General features: G+C 65.2%; 18 protein-coding genes. 13 read left to right on the top strand and 5 right to left on the bottom strand.

The genetic code is table 11. From position 1 onward, the window contains the following. Positions 1–49: 49 nt before the first annotated feature. The 5 genes from CRO06_RS11215 to modC are packed head-to-tail and all read left to right on the top strand — an operon-like array spanning position 50 to position 3,774. On the top strand, positions 50–382 hold the full coding sequence (locus tag CRO06_RS11215; RefSeq protein ID WP_022994227.1) for a BolA family protein: 333 nt from the start codon (positions 50–52) through the stop codon (positions 380–382). Then, positions 379–1,314 (top strand): oxygen-dependent tRNA uridine(34) hydroxylase TrhO, encoded by a 936-nt coding sequence (gene trhO, locus CRO06_RS11210; protein WP_022994226.1) that lies wholly within the window; start codon positions 379–381, stop codon positions 1,312–1,314. Before CRO06_RS11215 ends, trhO begins: the two co-directional genes overlap by 4 nt. An 11-nt stretch (positions 1,315–1,325) precedes the next feature. After that, positions 1,326–2,054, top strand: coding sequence for a molybdate ABC transporter substrate-binding protein (modA, locus tag CRO06_RS11205; RefSeq protein WP_097058454.1), 729 nt, complete (start codon positions 1,326–1,328; stop codon positions 2,052–2,054). Next, entirely contained in the window at positions 2,054–2,731 is a 678-nt protein-coding gene (gene modB / locus CRO06_RS11200; protein ID WP_055099969.1) for a molybdate ABC transporter permease subunit, read from the top strand. Before modA ends, modB begins: the two co-directional genes overlap by 1 nt. Further along, positions 2,728–3,774 (top strand): molybdenum ABC transporter ATP-binding protein, encoded by a 1,047-nt coding sequence (modC, locus tag CRO06_RS11195; protein WP_022994223.1) that lies wholly within the window; start codon positions 2,728–2,730, stop codon positions 3,772–3,774. Before modB ends, modC begins: the two co-directional genes overlap by 4 nt. Here the strand turns inward: modC and CRO06_RS11190 are convergent. Beyond that, entirely contained in the window at positions 3,752–4,864 is a 1,113-nt protein-coding gene (locus CRO06_RS11190; RefSeq protein ID WP_022994222.1) for a hypothetical protein, read from the bottom strand. The two genes, modC and CRO06_RS11190, sit on opposite strands and share 23 nt — an antisense overlap. Positions 4,865–4,958: 94 nt before the next feature. Beyond that, complete coding sequence (locus tag CRO06_RS11185) at positions 4,959–5,183, bottom strand: hypothetical protein (protein ID WP_026949233.1); 225 nt, start codon at positions 5,181–5,183, stop codon at positions 4,959–4,961. Positions 5,184–5,383: 200 nt separating this feature from the next. Here CRO06_RS11185 and CRO06_RS11180 point away from each other — a divergent pair, with 200 nt between their 5' ends. Beyond that, positions 5,384–6,955 (top strand): GMC oxidoreductase, encoded by a 1,572-nt coding sequence (locus CRO06_RS11180; RefSeq protein ID WP_022994220.1) that lies wholly within the window; start codon positions 5,384–5,386, stop codon positions 6,953–6,955. 37 nt (positions 6,956–6,992) lie between these two features. On the opposite strand, the gene CRO06_RS11175 is transcribed toward CRO06_RS11180, so the two are convergent. Beyond that, the gene (locus CRO06_RS11175) at positions 6,993–7,868 is read right to left on the bottom strand and encodes a LysR family transcriptional regulator (RefSeq protein ID WP_097058453.1); all 876 of its coding nucleotides are present in this window, start codon (positions 7,866–7,868) and stop codon (positions 6,993–6,995) included. A gap of 118 nt (positions 7,869–7,986) precedes the next feature. Here CRO06_RS11175 and gstA point away from each other — a divergent pair, with 118 nt between their 5' ends. From gstA to CRO06_RS11145, 6 genes are all read left to right on the top strand, one after another. Further along, complete coding sequence (gene gstA / locus CRO06_RS11170; protein WP_055099972.1) at positions 7,987–8,592, top strand: glutathione transferase GstA; 606 nt, start codon at positions 7,987–7,989, stop codon at positions 8,590–8,592. A gap of 143 nt (positions 8,593–8,735) precedes the next feature. After that, a complete protein-coding gene (locus CRO06_RS11165) occupies positions 8,736–9,572 on the top strand; it encodes a class I SAM-dependent methyltransferase (RefSeq protein ID WP_097058452.1) in 837 nt (278 codons plus the stop codon). Positions 9,573–9,671: 99 nt separating this feature from the next. Then, the gene (locus CRO06_RS11160; RefSeq protein WP_097058451.1) at positions 9,672–10,550 is read left to right on the top strand and encodes a LysR family transcriptional regulator; all 879 of its coding nucleotides are present in this window, start codon (positions 9,672–9,674) and stop codon (positions 10,548–10,550) included. Positions 10,551–10,604: 54 nt separating this feature from the next. Further along, positions 10,605–13,103 (top strand): ATP-dependent helicase HrpB, encoded by a 2,499-nt coding sequence (hrpB, locus tag CRO06_RS11155; protein WP_097058450.1) that lies wholly within the window; start codon positions 10,605–10,607, stop codon positions 13,101–13,103. Positions 13,104–13,348: 245 nt separating this feature from the next. Next, positions 13,349–14,143, top strand: a complete 795-nt coding sequence (locus CRO06_RS11150) for a thioesterase family protein (protein ID WP_022994931.1) — start codon at positions 13,349–13,351, stop codon at positions 14,141–14,143. Between the two features lie 4 nt (positions 14,144–14,147). Then, positions 14,148–14,786, top strand: a complete 639-nt coding sequence (locus CRO06_RS11145; protein WP_097058449.1) for a 1-acyl-sn-glycerol-3-phosphate acyltransferase — start codon at positions 14,148–14,150, stop codon at positions 14,784–14,786. 42 nt (positions 14,787–14,828) lie between these two features. On the opposite strand, the gene CRO06_RS11140 is transcribed toward CRO06_RS11145, so the two are convergent. Then, complete coding sequence (locus tag CRO06_RS11140; RefSeq protein ID WP_097058448.1) at positions 14,829–16,064, bottom strand: GAF domain-containing protein; 1,236 nt, start codon at positions 16,062–16,064, stop codon at positions 14,829–14,831. Positions 16,065–16,220: 156 nt separating this feature from the next. On the opposite strand from CRO06_RS11140, the gene CRO06_RS11135 reads away from it, so the two are divergent. Continuing rightward, on the top strand, positions 16,221–16,484 hold the full coding sequence (locus tag CRO06_RS11135; protein WP_022994935.1) for an acyl-CoA-binding protein: 264 nt from the start codon (positions 16,221–16,223) through the stop codon (positions 16,482–16,484). Positions 16,485–16,652: 168 nt separating this feature from the next. On the opposite strand, the gene secD is transcribed toward CRO06_RS11135, so the two are convergent. Continuing rightward, positions 16,653–19,136 (bottom strand): protein translocase subunit SecD, encoded by a 2,484-nt coding sequence (gene secD, locus CRO06_RS11130; RefSeq protein WP_097058447.1) that lies wholly within the window; start codon positions 19,134–19,136, stop codon positions 16,653–16,655. Between the last annotated feature and the right edge of the window lie 57 nt (positions 19,137–19,193).

Raw genomic sequence — 19,193 nt, 5'->3', positions numbered from 1 at the left:
ACTAAAACCGTAGAATAGCGTCCCCAAACCCGATTCCACGGAGAGCAGTATGAGCGTGGCTCAAGCCATTGAGCGCAAAATCCGCGACGCCATGCCGGTCGTCCATGTCACGGTGGAGAACGAAAGCCACCGTCACAACGTGCCGGCCAACTCGGAAACCCACTTCAAACTGACGGTGGTGTCCGAGTCGTTCGCCGGCAAGATGCCGGTGCGTCGGCACCAGGCGATCTACGCGGTGTTGTCCGAGGAATTGGCCGGTCCGGTGCATGCACTGGCCCTGCATTTGTTTACCCCTGAGGAATGGAACGCCCGCGATGGCGAGGTGGCGGCCTCGCCGGATTGCCGTGGCGGCAGCAAACATGATCCGGAGTTCAGTCGATGAACGATGTCATCGTGGTGGCGGCGTTGTACCGCTTTACCCGTCTCGACGATTACCAGAACCTGCGTGAGCCATTGCTGGCGTGCATGACCGAAGCCGGCGTGCGCGGCACCCTGCTGCTGGCCCGCGAAGGCATCAACGGCACCATCGCCGGCAGCCGGGAAGGCATCGACGCGGTGCTGGCCTGGCTCGCGGCGGACGGTCGTTTTCAGGGGTTGGAGTACAAGGAATCCTATACCCACGAGCCGCCGTTCCTGCGCACCAAGGTGAAACTGAAGAAAGAGATCGTCACCATGGGCGTGGAGGATCTGGACCCCGACGCTGAACGTGGCACCTACCTGGAGGCGGAGGACTGGAATCGGGTCATCGCCGATCCGGAAACCCTGGTCATCGACACCCGCAACGACTACGAGTACGAAGTGGGCACCTTCGCCGGCGCGATCAATCCGCACACCAAGGCGTTCCGTGAGTTTCCGGATTATGTGCGTGAGAATCTGGACCCGGCCCGCCACAAACGGGTGGCAATGTTCTGCACCGGCGGGATCCGCTGTGAAAAATCCACCGCCTATCTGCGCCAGCAGGGCTTCGAGGAGGTGTATCACCTCAAAGGCGGGATCCTCAAATACCTGGAAGACGTGCCCAAGGACGAGTCATTGTGGCAGGGTGAATGCTTCGTGTTCGATGAGCGGGTTACCGTCGATCACGACCTCAAACCCGGCAAGTATCAGCAGTGCCATGCCTGCCGCCGGCCGATTTCCGATCAGGACAAGCTGTCGCCCATGTACGAGCCCGGTGTGTCCTGCCCGCGTTGTTACCATGAGTCCACGGCGGATCAGAAGGCCCGCTTCGCCGAGCGGCAGCGCCAGATCGAACTGTCCCGTCAGCGCGGCGAGGCCCACCTCGGACAAAACCCCCGGGAGTCCGGATCACGCTAACGGAGACCGGCATGTTCCGCTTCGCCTGCTGTGCTTTGCTGATGGCGCTCCCGCTGCTGGCGTGGCCGGAAGCGCCGGTGCGGGTGGCGGTGGCCGCCAATTTCGCCGGCCCCATGCGGCAACTGGTGGCGGATTACCAGTCCCGGCATAACGGGGCCGAGGTGGCGGTCAGCGTGGGATCCACCGGCAAACTCTATGCGCAGATACGGCAGGGCGCGCCGCTGGACCTGTTCCTCGCCGCTGATGAGGCCCGCCCGCGTCAGTTGGAGCAGCAGCAGCGGATTGTCGCCGGTAGCCGTCGCACCTACGCCCTGGGTGTGCTGGCTCTGTGGAGCCGGGAGCCGGGGCTGGCGCTGGGGGCGGCGCTTTTGAATGGCGGTGAACTGACGCCACTGGCGCTGGCCAATGCCCGCACCGCGCCCTACGGCGCCGCCGCCGAAGCGGTGCTGGCCACTCTGGCGTTGCCGGAGTCCGTCACCCTGGTGCGTGGTGAAAATGTGGGGCAGACCTTTCAATTCATCCAAAGCGGCGCCGCTCGGGCCGGGTTCGTTGCGCTGTCCCAGGTGCGCGAAGCCGGCGGCAGCCTCTGGCTGCCACCGGCGGAATCCTATCCGCCGATTCGCCAACAGGCGGTGCTGTTGGATGACCGGCCGGCGGCCCGCGCCTTCTATGATTTCCTGTTCAGTGACGCCGCCCGCCAACGGATCGAGGCGGCGGGATATCGGCTGGAGACGCCTTGATGCTGGCGGCCGGTGACACTCTGGCGTTATGGGTGAGTGTCAAACTGGCGCTGATCACCACCGTGATCCTGTTGCTGCTGTGCACGCCGCTGGCCTGGTGGCTGGCCCGCCGGGTCCGGCCCGGCCAGGCCCTGCTGGAAGCGCTGCTGGCGTTGCCGCTGGTGCTGCCGCCCACGGTGCTGGGCTTTTACCTGTTGCTGTTTCTTGGCCCGGACGGCCCCGGCGGCTGGCTGGGTTCCCTGCTGGAGCGGCCGGGGCTGGCGTTTTCCTTCGCCGGTCTGGTGATCGGCTCGGTGGTCTATTCACTGCCGTTCGTGCTGCAGCCGTTAAAGAACGCTTTCGCCGCCATCGACAAGGATGTCCTGGACATGGCCGCCGCCGCCGGCGCCGGCCCTCTCGACCGGTTCTTCTCCGTGGTGCTGCCATTGGCGCGCCCGGGCTATCTGTCCGCGGCGGTGCTCGGCTTCGCCCATACCCTGGGGGAGTTCGGTGTGGTGCTGATGATCGGTGGCAGCATCGCCGGCGAGACCCGGGTCGCCTCGGTGGCGCTGTATGAGCATGTGGAGGCGGGCGATTACGCCAGTGCCCAGCGCCTGGCGCTGGTGCTGGTGGTGCTGTCGCTGGTGCTGCTGTGGGCGGTGTTTCGCTGGCAGAAGAAAGCACGGGGGCCGCTATGAGTCTGTCCCTGGATATCGTCCTTCGTCGCGGCGCTTTTGAGCTTTCCGTGCAGGGAACGTTGCCGGAACGGGGCGTGACCATCCTGTTCGGTGAGTCCGGGGCTGGCAAAAGCAGTCTGCTGCGGGCGGTGGCGGGTCTTGAGCCTTGCCAGGGGCGCATTGAATTCGACGGTGAACGCTGGCAGGGCCGTGCCGGAATGCTGCCGGCCCATCGCCGGCCGGTGGGCCTGATGCTGCAGAAACCGACGTTGTTTCCTCATCTGGATGTGACCGGCAATCTCCGCTATGCCGCGCGGCGGGCGCCGGGGTCGGCGCAACGGTGGGAAGAAGTGCTGGAGCTGCTGTCGTTGACGCCCTTGTTGTCGCGCCGGGTGCGGGGGCTTTCCGGTGGCGAGGCCAGCCGTGTGGCATTGGGGCGGGCCTTGTTGAGCGCGCCGCGACTGCTGCTGCTGGACGAGCCGCTGGCGGCCCTGGATCAGGCCCGGCGCCAGGCGCTGATGGAGGTGATCGGCCGGGTGGCGAAGACCATTCCGGTGTTGTATGTCAGCCACCATCTGGATGAGGTACTGACATTGGGGGAGCATCTTTGGTGGTTGCGTGACGGCGCCCTGGCGGCGCAAGGCGAGGTCAATGATGTACTGGCCGGCCCCGGCTCACCGCTGGCGGCGCATCGGGATGCGGCGGTGGTGCTGCGCACCCGCCATCTGCGTTATGAGCAGGACCATCATTTGCTGGTGCTGGCTCTGGGCGCCTGTGAGGTGAGAGTACCGGCCTCCGGGCCCGGCGGTGACACACCGCGTCTGCGGGTAGCGGCACGGGACGTGAGCCTGACATTGTCGCCGGCCACGGATTCCAGCGTGCTGAATATCCTTCCGGCGGTCGTTGACGACGTCCGCTCCCTGCCCCAAGGGCAATGCCTGGTGCGGCTGCGGTGCGAACAGCAATGGCTGTTGGCGCGCCTGTCCAGCTATTCCCGGGACCGGCTGGGGCTGGCCCCGGGAATCCGGGTCCATGCCCAGATCAAGGCCGCCGCGCTGGTGTAGCCAGCGGCGGCTCGGCCTCGCTATCGCAACCGGCCTGTCCGCGCCAGTCCGGCGCCAGCCCGAAGCGCAGCTCCCCGGTGGTGATGGTGCTGGTGCCGGAAAACAGGAACATGCCCACCGTCACTAACTGCAGGCAGAGAATCATACCCGGCTGCCACAGGGTGGTCAGACCGGCGCTCAACACCGGCACAACAGTGTCGCCGCCCGGTAGCAGCGCGCTGATCAGCAGGCCGTAGAGCGCCGCCAGGCTGGCCATGGTCTGGTAAACCGTAAAGCGCTTGCCGCCACGGAAATCCGCCCGTAAAAACTCCGAGTACACCCGCCACAATTGTCCGCCGGTCAGTGTCAGAGCGAAGGCGATGGCATAGAGTCCGTGGAAGTACAAGGCCATGCCCGCCAATGCCAGCAGGGTGTAGAACACGCAGGTGAGGGCCTGGATCGGAATCACCCGCACCGCTTCCATGTTCCCGGCGAAGGCGATCTTCTTGGTGAAGCCGTGAAAGACATGGTGCAAGCCGGCGAAACAACGCCGGGCCCAGGCCGGCGCCTGCTCCAGTGATTTGCCGTAACAGCAGCCGAAACTGATACAGGCGAGCCGGCCGACTCCCTCACCAAGCACATAAGCGATGGTCATGGCGGCCAGCAGCGGCATCACCGGCAACGGCTCTTGCCACCATTGCCGGGATAATTCATCGGCGCCCCACAGTAACAGCGGTGCCAGCAGGATGCCGACGAAACTGGCGCCGCCGACGGTAAAGCCGTGACGATTCTTTTCCACCACCGTGGCGATCAGCTTGGCCGCCGGCAGACACACCGCCAGAATGCCGGCGGTGAGTCCCAGGGCGATGCCCAGAGGGACACCGGAAGCGGCGGTAAGCAATACGAACGCGGCCACGCCGAAGCCGCCGGCCAGACCGGTGAACAGTCCGTAATAGGTGAGGTTGAGCGTGCGCCAGGTGCCGTCACGGTTTTTCGCCAACGGCAGGCAGGCAACGAATTGCCAGCGTTCCCGTGGCAGTACCCGGAACAGGATCCGGTAGCTCAGTGCGAACAGTACCGCCAGGGCGAGCACAAAGAGATCCGCGTCCATGATTGTCCCTCCGCTTGTCCGATTCTACGGCAGGCTACGAGGGGGCGGGGACGGATCAGTGACGGATTATTGACGGTTTGGTGAAGGAGGAGGCCTACAACTTGCGCAGATAATATTCCGCCGCGTGAACGATCAGATCGGTGACCGAGCGATCCTCGCGCAGGGCCTGCATCTTCAGGCGTTTGTGCAGATCCGCGGGAATGTCGGCGGTGAGGCGGCGGTGACCCGCCCGTACCGAGCCGGTACGGCGCATGCGCGGTGCCCGTTTCGGAGTGGTCGGGAGGTGCTGCTGCTGGTCGACGAAATCGATCTGTTCCATGATGAGAAGCTGGCGGGGCTGAGATGCGCGAAGGATAATACATAGCGCCGCGGATGGACAGGAATTTACTTTCAATCCATCATGCAAGTGTTTGAAAAGCATAGGGAATAAAACGGACTATTTGTCATTGCCTGGGGGCGCGGCACGGTCGCGCGGCTTTTGCGGCTGTCCGGGTTGGGAACGGAGCAGGGGGAAGCGCCATGGAAACAGTGGCGACACTGATTATCGGCAGTGGTTTCGGCGGGTCGGTGATGGCCTGCCGGCTGGCGGAACGCGGGGAACGGGTGGTGGTGCTGGAGCGGGGGCGCCGCTGGCAATCACGGGACTACCCCAGTGTCAGCCAGGACAACTGGCTATGGGATGAGGACGAGCCCGAACATCAGAACGGCTGGCTCGACTTCCGCTACTTCGGTGACATGAGCATCGCCATGGGCGCGGGGGTGGGTGGCGGGTCGCTGATCTACGCCAACGTCAGCCTGGATGCCCGGCCGGAGATGTTCGAACAGGGCTGGCCGGAAGCCATTCGTTATCCGCAATTGAGCCGCCATTACCACACCGTCGGTCAAATGATGGGGGTGCAATCGCTGCCGGACAATCAATGGACACCGCGCACCCGCCTGATGCACGAAGCGGCGGAAAAGCTTGGTCATGGTGGCCGTTTCAAAGTGGTGCCGCAAGCGATCCAGTTCGATCCGGAGTGGCATGCCGGCCTCGATGACGCCTACGACTATCGCCACAGCAAAACCTGGACCAACGCCCACGGCCGGGAGCAAGGCACCTGCGTGCATTGCGGCAATTGCGATCTGGGATGCCCGGTGAACGCCAAGAACACCCTGGATCTGAACTATCTGGCGCGGGCCGAGCAGCATGGCGCCGATATCCGCCCGTTACATCATGTGCGCTGGATTCGTGCGCTGGAGGATGGGCGCTACGAGGTGGGGGTACGCGATCTGTTGGCCGGGGCCTGGCGCCGCTACCGTGCTGGCCGGGTGATCGTCGCCGCCGGCAGTGTCGGTTCCACCGAGTTGCTGTTGCGCTGTCGCGATCAGTATCGCACCTTGCCGAAGCTGAGCCGGGCATTGGGACGTAACTGGAGTTGCAACGGTGACTTCTTCACTCCGGCGCTCTATTCCGATCGTGAGATCGCGCCGACCCGAGGCCCCACCATCACCAGTGCCATCGATTACCTGGATGGCAGCGACAATGGCGCCCGCTACCTGGTGGAAGACGGCGGCTTGCCGGATCTGCTCGGCAACCTGTTGGAGCACACCGCCCGGCACCCGCGGCTGGCCCGCACCCGCCTTGGCGCGGCGATGCTGGAATATGGCGAGGACAGTAATCCGTTCCTGCGTATGATGCCGTGGTTCGGCCAGGCGGTGGACGATCCCGGTGGCCGCTTCCGGCTGGGCCGGCGCTGGTACGCGCCCTGGAAAAAGGACCGGCTGCGGCTGAAATGGGATTACCGCAAGGCGCAAAAAGCGGTGCAGGCGCTGGCCGACCGCCACCTGGCGTTGACTGAAGCCACCGGCGGCCGGGGCATGACGCCGGCCACCTGGAAGTGGTTCAAGAATCTGGTGACCCCCCATCCACTGGGAGGCTGCGGCATGGCCGACGACCCCAAGCAGGGGGTGGTGGACCACACCGGCGCGGTATTCCACTATCCCGGTCTGTATGTGGTGGATGGCGCCATGGTGCCCCGTGCCCTGGGATTGAACCCGTCCAAGACCATCGCCGCCCTGGCCGAGTACGCCGCCACGCGGATGCCGGGTTAACGCGTCACCGTACCGTCGCTGATGACGCCGGCGCGGCTCAGATCGCGGCGGCCAGATGCTCCCGGAGTGCCTGCGCGGCTGGCGACGTTTGTCCCCGTGCCGAGCAGACCAGGCCGAACTCCCTCCGGATTCCAGGATACAGGGGGAAATGCCGCAGTCCACGCAGGTTATCGGGCAGGCTGGATTCCGGCACCAGGGAAACGCCCATGCCTTCGCGGACCAACGCGCAGGCACTTGCCCAGTCCCGCACGGTGACGCGTACATCGTCCAATTCAAGACCGGCCTGGCGGACCAGGCTTTGCCCGTTCACCTTGCAGCCACCGGTGGCGAGAATAAACGGCTGCGCCGCCAGCTCCGCCAGCGTGATGCCCCGCGAGGTGGCGCGGCGGGCAAGTTCATGGGTGCCGGGAAGCAACGCGACCCAGGCATCACCGCCGAGCAGCAGCGCCTGACGCCCGCGGGCGGGATTTAACACGACCCCCAGGTCAATGGCGCCGTCCGCCAACCAGGCCTCCACTTCCTCATCGGTGCCTTCCAGGGAAACCACCTCGATGCCGGGGTGACGCAGCTGGAAATCACGCAGCATGGGTGGCAACAGTGTCGAGATGACCGAAGGAAAGCTGCCCAGGCGAAGGCGCCCGTGACGCAAGCCGTGGCTGTCATCGACCAGCGCGCGGATCGCGTCCAGATGGGCCAGCATGGCGCGGGCATGCTCCAGTATCGGTTCGCCCAGGGCGGTAACCCGTACCTGCTGCCGGGAGCGAGCGAAAAGCGTCAGACCGAGCGTCGATTCCAGCCGGGTGATGGCCTGGCTGGCGGCGGACTGGGTCATGCCCGCCTGTTCGGCGGCGCGGGTGATGTTGCCGCTGTCGGCGACCGCCACCATCAGGCGCCAATGGCTGAGGTTCATCATTGTCAGTAGCCAGGCTAATGATTGGAAAATTAAATATTAATTTCTCAGCTTTATCGGAGGGACGCAAACTGCCGGCGCTGTTTCCCGATGCTTATTTGCCGACGCTTTGGAGAGCCCGATGAAACTCTATGACGCCCCGCGTACCTGTTCCTTGTCGCCGCACATCGTATTGCACGAGCTGGCACTGCCATTTGAACGGATTCAGGTGGATAACCGTACCAAGAAAACCGCCGACGGCCGGGACTTCCTTACCATCAACCCCAAGGGATATGTTGCCGCCCTGGAACTGGACGATGGCCGGGTTCTGACCGAAGGTGCGGTGATCGTGCAGTACCTGGCGGATCTGCGACCCGAACGGGGGCTCGCCCCTCCGGCGGGCGGTTGGGAGCGGGTGCGGCTACAGGAATGGCTCAATTTCGTCACCTGTGAAATCCACGCTGGCCTGGCGCCGTTGTTCAACAGCGCCTTGCCGGAGGCGGCCAGAGAGCATTTCATCGAGCGGCTTCAGCGGCGCCTGGGTTATCTGCAGCCGATTCTGGTGCAACGACCCTACCTGATGGAAAGCGGTTATAGCGTTGCCGATATTTATTTGTTCACGGTGTTGCGCTGGTGCCCGCTTTTCGCCATCGACCTGAATCCCTGGCCGGCGTTGCAGCGGCATCAGGAACGGATTGGTGAACGCCCGGCGGTGCGGACGGCGCTGCGAGCGGAAGCCGCGTCATAGCCAGTTCATGACCAACGCGGCTGGACCCGAGACTGACGAAGGTATTTGTTTTGCCGGGGTCAGACCTCGGCAAAAACGATTGGATGGCGTGCATCGGTGTCGGCACACTCCCGGGTTTCAGGTGACCGAACCAGGGGAAAGGAATGAGCGACGCATTGCAGTCCCAGGATTGGGCCAACGGACGGGGTGGTAAGTGGCAATCTCAGTTGAGTGCCATCGAGGCCATGCTCAAACCGGTGGATACGCCCTTGCTGGCGGCCATGGATCTAAGCCGTCCGGGCCGTATCGCCGACATCGGCTGCGGCGGGGGCGGCACCAGTCTGGCCATAGCGGCACGGGCGGCCGCTGGCAGCCAGGTATATGGTTTCGATATTGCCCCGGAACTGGTGGCCAGTGCCCGTGAGCGTGCGGTTGGCGCGGACGCTCCGGTGATCTTCGAGCAGTCCGACGTCACCGTCGCCGATCTTCCATCCCTCCGTTTCGATCAGTTGGTGTCCCGTTTCGGCATCATGTTCTTCGCCGAGCCAGCGGCGGCGTTCGCGCGCCTGGCGGACTGGTTGACGCCCGGCGGCAGCTTTACTTTCGCGGTCTGGGGACCGGCGGACGATAACCTGTGGATGGACGGGGCGCGCCGCGAGGTGGCCGCGGTGATGAATCTGCCGGAGCCGGACTGGCGAGCGCCGGGACCGTTTCGGTACGGCGATCCCGATCCGTTGCTGGCGTTGCTGGCGGCCGCCGGTTTCAGTGGCCTGCACGTGGAGGAATGGCGCGGGCGGTTGCCGGTGGGGGGCGGACTGGCGCCGGAACCGGCGGCGGATTTCGCCTTGTCCAGTTTCGCCATCTCGGAGCGGCTGGCGGAGGCGGATGAGGCCCAGCGCCAGACCGCCCGGGAACGGCTGACGGAGCGGTTCCGCGCCCATGTGAGCAACGGCGAAGTGTGGATGGACGCCCGGGTTCATCTGGTTAGCGGACGGCGTTGACGGTCCGGCGGGGTTCTCAGCAGGAGTCGATTCGGGCGATGATGCGGATCCGGCCGAGAGCCCGATTGGTCGGATAAAGAGCGATCGGATAAAAAACGAATGGATCTGCAGCAACTGACCGTATTCGTGGCGGTGGCCCGGGAAGGCTCCATTACCCGGGCCTCCCGCCGCCTGTGTCTGAGTCAGCCGGCGATCAGCGCCCGCGTTCAGGCGCTGGAGCAATCCCTGTCACTGACTCTGTTCCGACGCACCGCCCGGGGCATGAGTCTCACCGCCGACGGTGAAGCTTTGCTGGCCAAGGCGGAAGCGGTGCTGGCGGCCCGCCAGGATCTGCTGCGGCAGGCCGCCCGCCTGCGCGGCCGGCCGGCGGGCCGGTTGCGGCTGGGTGCCGGCCATAATATTCAGCCGGCACCGTTACAACGTTTGCTTTCCGAATTGGCACGGCACCATCCCGAGGTGGACTTGGTGCTGGAATACGGTGATTCGCGAGACCTCGCCAGAGCGCTTCATGAAGGCGGTCTGGACGCGGCTTTCTATCACTGCGGCGAGCTGGCGGATGAGGCCCTGAACGCCTGGGAGTTGGCCCGCTTCAATATTCAGTTGGTGGCGCCGCCGGATTGGGTGGCACCGGGGCCGCTCGACTGGCGGCGCCTGGAGGCGTTGCCGTGGCTATGCCCCGGAGCCGATACCGGGTGCGGCCGGGCGGCGGAAGCGCTGTTCCGGCAGCACGGCATCCGGCCTCCGCGCATCATCCGGATCGACAAGGAAAGCATGACCCGGGATCTGGTCGCCGCCGGTGCCGGATTGGGACTGGTGCATGATGACGGCACCGAGGAGGTACCGCGTCAGGACGGGGTGACGGTGCTCTGTGAAGCAGGACCGCCGGTGCGATTGGTATTCGCTCACCGCGCGGACCGGGCGGACGACCCCTTGCTGAACAGGGCCAGCGCTCTGGTGGGCGGCGTGCCATTACACTGATAGCGCTTCGGCGCCACTGCCCGCCAGGCGAGCGCGTCTGTATCATGACGCCCCATGACCACGAATGCGTTTTCTCCCTCCGATTCCCTGCCGGTGGACGAGGTTCTGCCGGACCTGCTCGACGCCCTGCGACAGCACGGCGGCGCCGTGCTGGAAGCGCCGCCGGGAGCCGGCAAATCCACCCGTGTGCCGCTGGCGCTGCTGGATGCCGGCTGGCGCCAGGAGCGCCGCATTCTGATGCTGGAGCCGCGCCGGGTGGCGGCCCGCTCGGTGGCCGCTTATATGGCATCGCAACTGGGCGAGCCGGTGGGGCAGAGAATTGGCTATCGTACCCGGCTGGACAGCCGCGTGGGCAAGGACACGGTGATCGAAGTGGTCACCGAAGGTGTGCTCACCCGCATGCTGCATGAGGACCCGGCTCTGGAGCGGTATGCGGCGGTGCTGTTCGACGAGTTTCACGAGCGTTCCCTGCAGGCGGATCTGGGCCTGGCCCTGGTGCAGGAAGTGCGGCAGGCGTTGCGCGAGGACCTGCGTCTGCTGGTGATGTCGGCGACCCTGGACGCGGAGCCGCTGGGCGAAGGGCTGGCGTTGCCGGTGGTGCGCAGCGAAGGGCGGCAGTATCCGGTGGCGGTGCACTATCGGGCGCCGGGACGGGAGCGCCATTGGCTGGATCATTGTGCCGACTGCGTGCGTGAGGTGGCGGGGGAGGGCACGGTGCTGGTGTTCTTGCCCGGCGCCGGGGAAATTCGCCGATTGAGCGAGGCCCTGGCCGGACTCGACTGCGCGGTGGAGGTTCTGCACGGTCGCCTCGATGGTGATGAGCAACAGCGGGTCCTGCGCGCCAGTCAGGGGCCGCGGGTGGTGCTGGCCACCAATGTGGCGGAGACCAGCGTGACGTTGGACGGCGTTACCACAGTGGTGGACAGCGGTTTGCAGCGTAGCCCGCAATACGATCCACGGCGCCATCGCAGCCGCCTGACCACCCGGCGTATCAGCCAGGCCAACGCTGACCAGCGCGCCGGGCGCGCCGGGCGGCTTGGGCCGGGCCAGTGCCTGCGGTTGTGGTCCCGGGAGGAAGTGCTGGCCCGTCATATCGAAGCGGAGACCAGCCAGGTGGCGCTGGACGGTTTGGTGCTGGATCTGGCCCGTTGGGGGTGTCGCGACCCCGGTGAATTGTTCTGGCTGACGCCGCCGCCGGCGGGGCCCTGGCGGGCGGCGCGGGCGCGGCTGGAACGGTTGGGCGCGCTCGATGACAGGGGCGCGCTCAGCGAACTGGGCCGGGCGCTGGCGGAACTGCCAATGGACCCGGAGCAGGGGGCTTTGGTGGTGCGCGGCCATCAACACGGCTGCTCGGAAAGCGCGGCGATACTGGCGTTGCTGATTCAGGACGCGCCGGCGGGGCTGGACCGGGAAGTGGATTTGCAACGGCGTTGGCAACGGTATCGAGCCCGCCCCGGGGATTGGCCGTTACTGCGTAAAGCGTTGCGGCGTTTACGCGGCGTGCGGGCGGATCGGCAGGAAGCCGATGCCAGTCTGTTAGGGCGGGTGCTGGCGGAGGCCTTTCCGGATGGCCTGGCCCGCCGGCGGGAGCAAGGCACAAGTCGTCATAGCGTCGCTGATGGCGCTCGTTACGTCCTCGCTGACGGCTCTCGTTATGTCCTGGCTGATGGCTCTGGCGCCCGTCTGCAACCGGGCTCGGCGCTGGCCGGCCATGAATGGCTGGTGGTGTTGGACACCGACGGTGATCCCAGGGAGGGCCGGATCCGGTTGGCTTGGGGATTGGACGAGGAAGTGCTGGCCACGGTTCTGGAGCGGGCTCCCTGGAAAGAACAAGTGGGATGGGACGAGCACCGCGAGCGGGTGGTGGCCGAGCAGATACGCGCTGTAGGGCAACTGGTGATTGAGCGGCGTCCGTTGCCCTCGCCATCGCCGGCGTTGATCGAACAGGGTTTGCTGGCCGGTATTCGTCAGCGGGGGCTGTCGGTGCTGCCGTGGGAGCCCCGCTGGCGCCAGTGGCAAGCACGGGTGAACTGGATGCATCGGCTGCGGCCGCAAGAGTGGCCGGCGGCGGACGATGACAGCCTGCTCGCCACACTGGAATCCTGGCTGCTGCCGTTCCTGGCCGGGCACCGTGGTTTGCGGGATCTGCGTGCTTTGCCGCTGGGGCAGGCGTTGTCCCTGTGGCTTGGCCACGAACGGCAGGCGTGGCTGGATCAGTGGTTGCCGGAACGCTGCACGGTGGCGTCGGGGCGTTCGGTGCCGATCGATTATTTGCCCGACGGCGGCCCGCGCCTGGAGGTAAAGTTGCAGGAGTGTTTCGGCATGGAAGCGCTGCCGTCCCTGGCTGACGGGCAACTGCCTCTGACCGCCTCGCTGTTGACCCCGGCCGGACGTCCGGCGGCCATCACCGGGGATCTCGGCCGTTTCTGGCGCGAGGGTTACGCCGAGGTCCGCAAGGACCTGCGCGGTCGCTATCCCAAACACCCATGGCCGGAGGACCCACTGCGGGCCGAGGCGACGGCGCGGACCAAGAAAGGCATGGGGCGGGGGTAATACGTTTACGCGTGACACGCCGCCGACAGCGCCGATTCGCTGCCCAGGCAGCTTCCCACAGCGGCTCCGTAGTGCTCTCTGTGGGAAGCTGCCTGGGCAGCGAACAGCTTATTAGAGGTGCCGCCGGTGTCCCTTCCATGTCGCTATTAGCCTGATTGACCACGCATCCCGCAGTGTGATCGTTTCGGCCCTTTCCCTGGAACACGCCCTCTGCTATCAATAGCCGCTTTCGGAGGGAGCGAAATATGAAATTTGATTCCATTATGGTTGCGGCCGAAGCCAATGAAATGATTCTGCCCGAAGGTTGGGGGCAGGGCCGCGCCACTTTTGGTGGTTTGATGGGCGCCATTCTGATCCGTCACATGCAGGCGTATCTGGCTCGGGAACTGCCGGAGCCGCCGCCTTTACGTTCTTTTGCCCTGACTTTTGTCGGTCCCGCCGTTCCGGGGCCGCTGGCGCTGAGCGCGGAAATCCTGCGCAGCGGCAAATCCGTGACCCAGATGCAGGTCACCGCCCGTCAGGAAGGGCAGGTGGTGAGCACCATGCTGGCCAGCCTGGGCCATGCCCGTGAATCTTCCATCCGGGTCCCGGGACCGGCGGCGCCGGATTGGAAACCCGCCGAGGAGTACCACGCCATCCCGTTCATGGAGGGCGTCTCCCCGGATTTTCTGCGCGAATTCGAGATGCGCCCGGTGGCCGGCCAGTTCCCGTACTCCGGCAGCGACAAGCCGGACTTCGAAGGTTATATGAGCTTCCGTGAACGCCCGGAGCGCCAGGATGCCGCCAGTCTTGCTTGTTTGGTGGATGTCTGGCCGCCGTCGGTGATTCCGATGCTGACCAAACGGGCGCCGTCCAGCTCCATGACCTGGATCATGGAATTTCTGGAGGATCCGGCCGAGCTGCCGTGGACCGATCACTGGTTGTACACCGTGCATACCGACAGCTTCGCCGACGGCTACGGCCAGAATCGCTCGGTGATCTGGGATGGCGAAGGGCGTCCAGTGGCGTTCAGTCGCCAGACCATCGTGGTGTTTGGCTGATTCGATGAGTGGGCTTGAGCTGCCTCCTCTGCATCCGGCGGACCTGGGAGCACGGGTGCCGCGCCGCGGCAGTGCGCCGATGGCGTTGCTGGGCCGCTGGATTCTGCGCGCCACCGGCTGGAAAGTGGTGGGGCGTTTGCCCGATATTCCACGGGCGGTGATGATCGCCGCTCCGCACACTTCCAATTACGACGGGCTGGTGGGCATCAGCGCGATCCAGAGCCTGCGCCTGGACATTCGTTTCATGGCCAAGCACACCTTGTTCCGGGGGCCCACCGGCGTACTGCTCAAGGCGCTCGGCGGCATCCCCGTGCATCGGGGCCGCGCCGGCGGGCTGGTGGAGGAAACGCAAAGAGTATTGGCGGCCGGCGATCCGTTCTGGCTTGGTATCACGCCGGAAGGCACTCGCACCGGGGCGCGGGAATGGAAGACCGGTTTCTATCGGATCGCGCTGGCGCTGAAATTGCCGATCATCGTGGTGACGTTCTGCTATCGCCGCAAGGAAGCGCGGATTCTGGACGCGTTCTGGCCCACCGGCGATGTGGAGAAGGATCTGGAAGCGATCTACGCCTTGCTGGACGACGTCGAGCCACGCCATCCGGAAAGGCTGTCGGCGCCGCTCAAGCGCCGCCGGCAATCGTAGACGCAGACGAGGGCTGAGGGGGGCTAAGGGCTTCGCGGCTTCTTATGTCACCGTGCTTTGCTGCTGTTGTTTCTCTCTGGCGCGGCGGATGAAGGACTCCCGGCCGAGGGCCGCAATCATGGCGTAACCCAGTGGCGTGGCAATGGCGTCACAGGCGGAACGAACGTGTTCGTCGAACGGCTCAAGGGATGCCAGCTCCAGGATGCCAAGCGTGTGTTCGCCCTGCCGGATCGGCAGGAACAGCACCTCGCCGGGGCGAATCTGGCTGTGGCCGGTTTCCAGATCCATGTAGCCGCCGGGCACCTCGTGGCGCACCGAGGCGCCCTGAATCTCCAGGGCCGAGGCGAGGAAACCGTCGCTTTCAATATGGGACTGTTCCCGCGCCGCCTGGCCGAGGCCGCGCGCCGCTTCCAGGTGCAGGCCGTCTTCCTCCAGCCGGTAGCCGGCGCCCGCCACCGCCAGGGTGTTCTCGATCAGAAACGCCAGTGTCTTGTCGAGCAATTCGGTGACGCGCGGATTGCCGGCAATGTGGGCGGTGAATTCATTCAGCAGACGCTGCCGCCGGGCTTCCCGGTCGGCGTTGTCGCGCCAGCGCCGCAGCCGTTGTGATTCGGCGTTGCGCAGCAGCATGTTGGCGAAGTTGCTGCGGGCGCTGGCGTCGAGCATGTAGCCGTTCAGGGCACACACCAGCAGCGGGAAACCGTAGTACAGCAGCAATGAGATCGGCGTGATGCGCCAATCCTGATAAAGCGCCACGCCCAGGGCGATGATCAGGGCGCCGAGGGACCAGAACAGGGTACGGGTGGGAGGCAGCCGCAAAATGGAGAAGCCGATGATCAGTACGTAGACCGTTTCAAACGCCGCCACCTGGCCGAGGAAATGATCCTGCAAATGGATCGCGCCGATCAGGGTGCCGGTCAACGAGATCATCAGTGCCAGCCCGATCAGCGTCGCCACCAGCGGCTGTACCGCGCGAACATGGATGGCCGCCAGCAGCAACGCCAATGAGCAGGCAATGGGATAAACGCCGAGCGCCTGCCAGCGGCCCAGCGAAGGGTCCTTCACCAGCAGCGATACCGGCACCACCACGATCAGGAAAATCGCCAGCAGGATGTACACCGAGCGCCGGATCAACTGGGTGGCGCGACGCTCCGCGTAGACGATGTAGTCGTCTTCCAGGGATCCGGGAAAACGTACCCAGAGCGTGCTTAACGCGCGCTTCAGAGCGCGTTCCTGTTCCGCTTCCAGAGGTCGCGTCTGGGTGCTGTCAGTGGCCATGGAGTCCCCCGTTCTTTGACGTTACTGCTTATTATGTGGTCGCTGCCCGGTTGCTTCCGTTTGTGGGTGCGGACACTATTTGCCGAACCGGGGCATGATAGCGCGCCGGGCAACGGACTAATGATAAATGGGTAACACAACCTGAAGGTACGAATAATGGCGTATGAAGAGCAATTTGAACAGGCCCGGAAGGACGTACAGACCCTGTCACGCAAGCCGGGCAACGATGACCTGTTGTATCTGTACGCCCATTTCAAGCAGGGCAGTGTCGGTGACGTGACCGGCAAGCGGCCCGGCATGCTGGACATGGTGGGGCGCGCCAAGTACGACGCCTGGGCCAAGCTCAAGGGGATGGACCAGGACACCGCGCGGCAAAACTACATCAGCAAGGTGGAAGCGTTGCGGAAGAGTCACGGTTGAGAGTGGGGCGCCAACGTGGCGGTCGGTGGGCAAGCCCACCGCCGCCTTCGCTGCTAAAGCAGCTTCCCGCAGCGGCTTGGTAGTGCCTTCAGTGGGAAGCGGCCTTGGCCGCGAATGGAGCGTGCCTGTGAATTCCGGCACACCACTGATCCACGAACCGCGAGGGGCTCAGGGCCGTTCCGCCAGCGCCTCCGTGTCTGCCCGTTGCGTCGGCCGCCAGCGCGCCAGGAACAGGGCCATGGGCGCGGCGATGTACATGGACGAGGTGGTGCCGACAACAATGCCGAACAGCACCGGCAGGGCGAAGCTGGCCACCGCTCCGCCGCCCAGCAACCCCATCGGCAGCAGGGCCAGGAAGGTGGTGGCGGAGGTGAACAAAGTGCGGGTCAGCACCTGGGTCAGACTGACGTTGATCAGTGTCTCCAACGGCTGATCCGGATTGAGCTTCTGGTTTTCACGGATACGATCGAAGACCACCACTTTGTCGTTCACCGAGTAACCGATCAGCGTCAGCAAGGCGGCGATGGCGGTGAGATTGAATTCCACGCCGGTGAGCACGAAGAACCCCAGTGTCTTGCTCACATCCAGCAGCAGGGTAATCAGTGCCGCCCAGGCGAAATGCCGTTCGAAGCGCAGCCGCAGGTAGGCGAACATGCCCGCCCCGGCCAGCAGCACCGCCAGAATACTGGCTTCAACGAAGCCGCCGCTGACCGCCGGACCGACCATATCCACCCGTGGGAAACGGCTGTCGGCGTGCAGACCGCTGATCGCCGTCTTCGCTGTTTCGACCGCCGCGTTGCCGTTCTCGCTGGCGGGCATCCGCACCAGGAAGTGGCCGTCATCGGCGAACGGCTGCAACGCCGCGTCGGCGAGGCCGGCGTCCCGCAATGCCTGCCGTAGAGCGTTCTCCGACAGCGACGCCGGCACCTGAACTTCCATGGCGGTGCCGCCGAGGAAATCGATGCCCTGGTTCAATCCCGGCCAGGCCAGTGAGCCCAGGGACAGGACCGATAACAGCACCGACAGCACGATGCCCAACGCCTTCACGCGCATGAACTGGATCGGCCGTTGCCGTTGCCGCAGCCGCTGAAACCCGGGTACCTCTGGCAGGGCCAGCGGTTGCCGCTGCCGCCGTCGCAGCCGCCATTCCATCAGTAACCGGGTCACCGACACCGAGGTGAACATGGAGACCAGCAGCCCCACCGCCATGGTCACGGCGAAGCCGCGCACCGGACCGCTGCCGAACCCGAACAACAGGCCCACGGCGATCAGCGTGGTGATGTTGGCGTCGACGATGGTGGCAAAGGCACGCTGGAAACCGGCGCGCAGCGCCGCCATGGCATTCTTGCCTTTCTCCGCTTCCTCGCGGATACGTTCATTGATCAGAATATTGGCATCCACCGCCATGCCGACGCCAAGAATCAGACCGGCGATGCCCGGCAGTGTCAGTGTCGCGCCGAAACTGGCCAGCAAACCCAGTACCAGCAGAACATTGATGGCCAGAGCGGTATTGGCGATCACGCCCCAGCGGCGGTAGATCGAGATCATGAACACCAGCACCAGGGCCGCGCCGAGGGCACCGCTGAGCACGCCCATGCGAATGGTGTCACCTCCGAGTTCCGCGCCCACCGTTCGCTGTTCCACCACTTGCAGCGGGGCGGGCAAGGAGCCGGCGCGTAACAACATGGCCAGGTCTCCGGCCTGCCGCGGGGTAAAGTTGCCGCTGATCTCGCCACGGCCAGCGGTGATCGGGGTACGGATCACCGGCGCGGTGATGACCTCGCCGTCCAGCACCACCGCGAAGGGCCGGCCCACATTGTGGGTGGTGATGTCGCCGAACAGGCGGGCACCGTCGCTGTCCAGAGTGAAATTCACCACCGGCTGATGGGTGCGGCTGTCGAAGCCCAGACGGGCGTCGGCCAACTGGCCGCCGTCCAGCAACGGCGTGGATTCGACCTGGTAACGCCGGCCGTCTTCCGCGCCGGGCAGTACCAGGGAACGGTCCGGGCTGCTGCCATCGGCGACCAGATGGAAGGTCAATCGCGCGGTGCGGCCAAGCAGGGCGGTGATGCGCTCCGGATCGGTGACGCCGGGCAGTTGCACCAGAATGGCATCGTTGCCCTGGCGGGTGACACGGGGTTCCACCACGCCGGTTTCATCAATGCGGCGGCGCACCACATCCAGGCTGCGTTCCACCGCATCGCTGATCACTTGTTGCGACAAACTGGAAGAGGGCCGCAATACCAGGGACGGACCGTCGTGGGTGACGGAGAGCTGGCGGCGGCCCTGATCATCCCGGATGTCCGAGGCAAGCCGCAGGGCAGCTTCCATGGCGGCAGCCGGGCGGATGGCCAGGCGCACTTGATCGCCATCGACCACCGGGCGGCCGTGCTGAATGCCGTTGCGGTCCAGGCGCTGACCCAGCTCCTGTGCGATCTTGCGGGTTTTCTCCGCCAGCAGTGGTCCTTGTTCGACTTTCAGCAGCACATGGGAGCCGCCCTGGAGATCCAGCCCCAGGGACAGATGGTGTTGGCGGTACCATTCCGGCGCCCGTTGCAACGATGCCGGTGGCAGGATACTCGGCAGTGCGGCGAGCACACCGAGCAGAATGACGATGGCATAGGCCGCCGCCCGTAAGCGAAATCGGTTCAAGTTCGTTCTCCATTAAAACCACTCTCCGCCGGGCGCGCGCCCGAAGGCGCCGCCATG

It is taken from the genome of Alloalcanivorax xenomutans (genome assembly GCF_900217905.1).
GTDB lineage: Bacteria > Pseudomonadota > Gammaproteobacteria > Pseudomonadales > Alcanivoracaceae > Alloalcanivorax > Alloalcanivorax xenomutans.
The sequence above is the reverse complement of the archived record's forward strand: the minus strand, read 5'-3'. Positions and strand labels throughout refer to the sequence as shown.

Coding starts and splice junctions, on each gene's coding strand:
- CRO06_RS11185 (WP_026949233.1), bottom strand. CDS start 5,183: ATGGAACAGATCGATTTCGTCGACCAGCAGCAGCACCTCCCGACCACT.
- CRO06_RS11175 (WP_097058453.1), bottom strand. CDS start 7,868: ATGATGAACCTCAGCCATTGGCGCCTGATGGTGGCGGTCGCCGACAGC.
- CRO06_RS11140 (WP_097058448.1), bottom strand. CDS start 16,064: ATGGCCACTGACAGCACCCAGACGCGACCTCTGGAAGCGGAACAGGAA.
- CRO06_RS11135 (WP_022994935.1), top strand. CDS start 16,221: ATGGCGTATGAAGAGCAATTTGAACAGGCCCGGAAGGACGTACAGACC.
- hrpB (WP_097058450.1), top strand. CDS start 10,605: ATGACCACGAATGCGTTTTCTCCCTCCGATTCCCTGCCGGTGGACGAG.
- gstA (WP_055099972.1), top strand. CDS start 7,987: ATGAAACTCTATGACGCCCCGCGTACCTGTTCCTTGTCGCCGCACATC.
- CRO06_RS11215 (WP_022994227.1), top strand. CDS start 50: ATGAGCGTGGCTCAAGCCATTGAGCGCAAAATCCGCGACGCCATGCCG.
- CRO06_RS11180 (WP_022994220.1), top strand. CDS start 5,384: ATGGAAACAGTGGCGACACTGATTATCGGCAGTGGTTTCGGCGGGTCG.
- modC (WP_022994223.1), top strand. CDS start 2,728: ATGAGTCTGTCCCTGGATATCGTCCTTCGTCGCGGCGCTTTTGAGCTT.
- CRO06_RS11190 (WP_022994222.1), bottom strand. CDS start 4,864: ATGGACGCGGATCTCTTTGTGCTCGCCCTGGCGGTACTGTTCGCACTG.
- CRO06_RS11150 (WP_022994931.1), top strand. CDS start 13,349: ATGAAATTTGATTCCATTATGGTTGCGGCCGAAGCCAATGAAATGATT.
- CRO06_RS11165 (WP_097058452.1), top strand. CDS start 8,736: ATGAGCGACGCATTGCAGTCCCAGGATTGGGCCAACGGACGGGGTGGT.
- CRO06_RS11145 (WP_097058449.1), top strand. CDS start 14,148: ATGAGTGGGCTTGAGCTGCCTCCTCTGCATCCGGCGGACCTGGGAGCA.
- CRO06_RS11160 (WP_097058451.1), top strand. CDS start 9,672: ATGGATCTGCAGCAACTGACCGTATTCGTGGCGGTGGCCCGGGAAGGC.
- trhO (WP_022994226.1), top strand. CDS start 379: ATGAACGATGTCATCGTGGTGGCGGCGTTGTACCGCTTTACCCGTCTC.
- modA (WP_097058454.1), top strand. CDS start 1,326: ATGTTCCGCTTCGCCTGCTGTGCTTTGCTGATGGCGCTCCCGCTGCTG.
- modB (WP_055099969.1), top strand. CDS start 2,054: ATGCTGGCGGCCGGTGACACTCTGGCGTTATGGGTGAGTGTCAAACTG.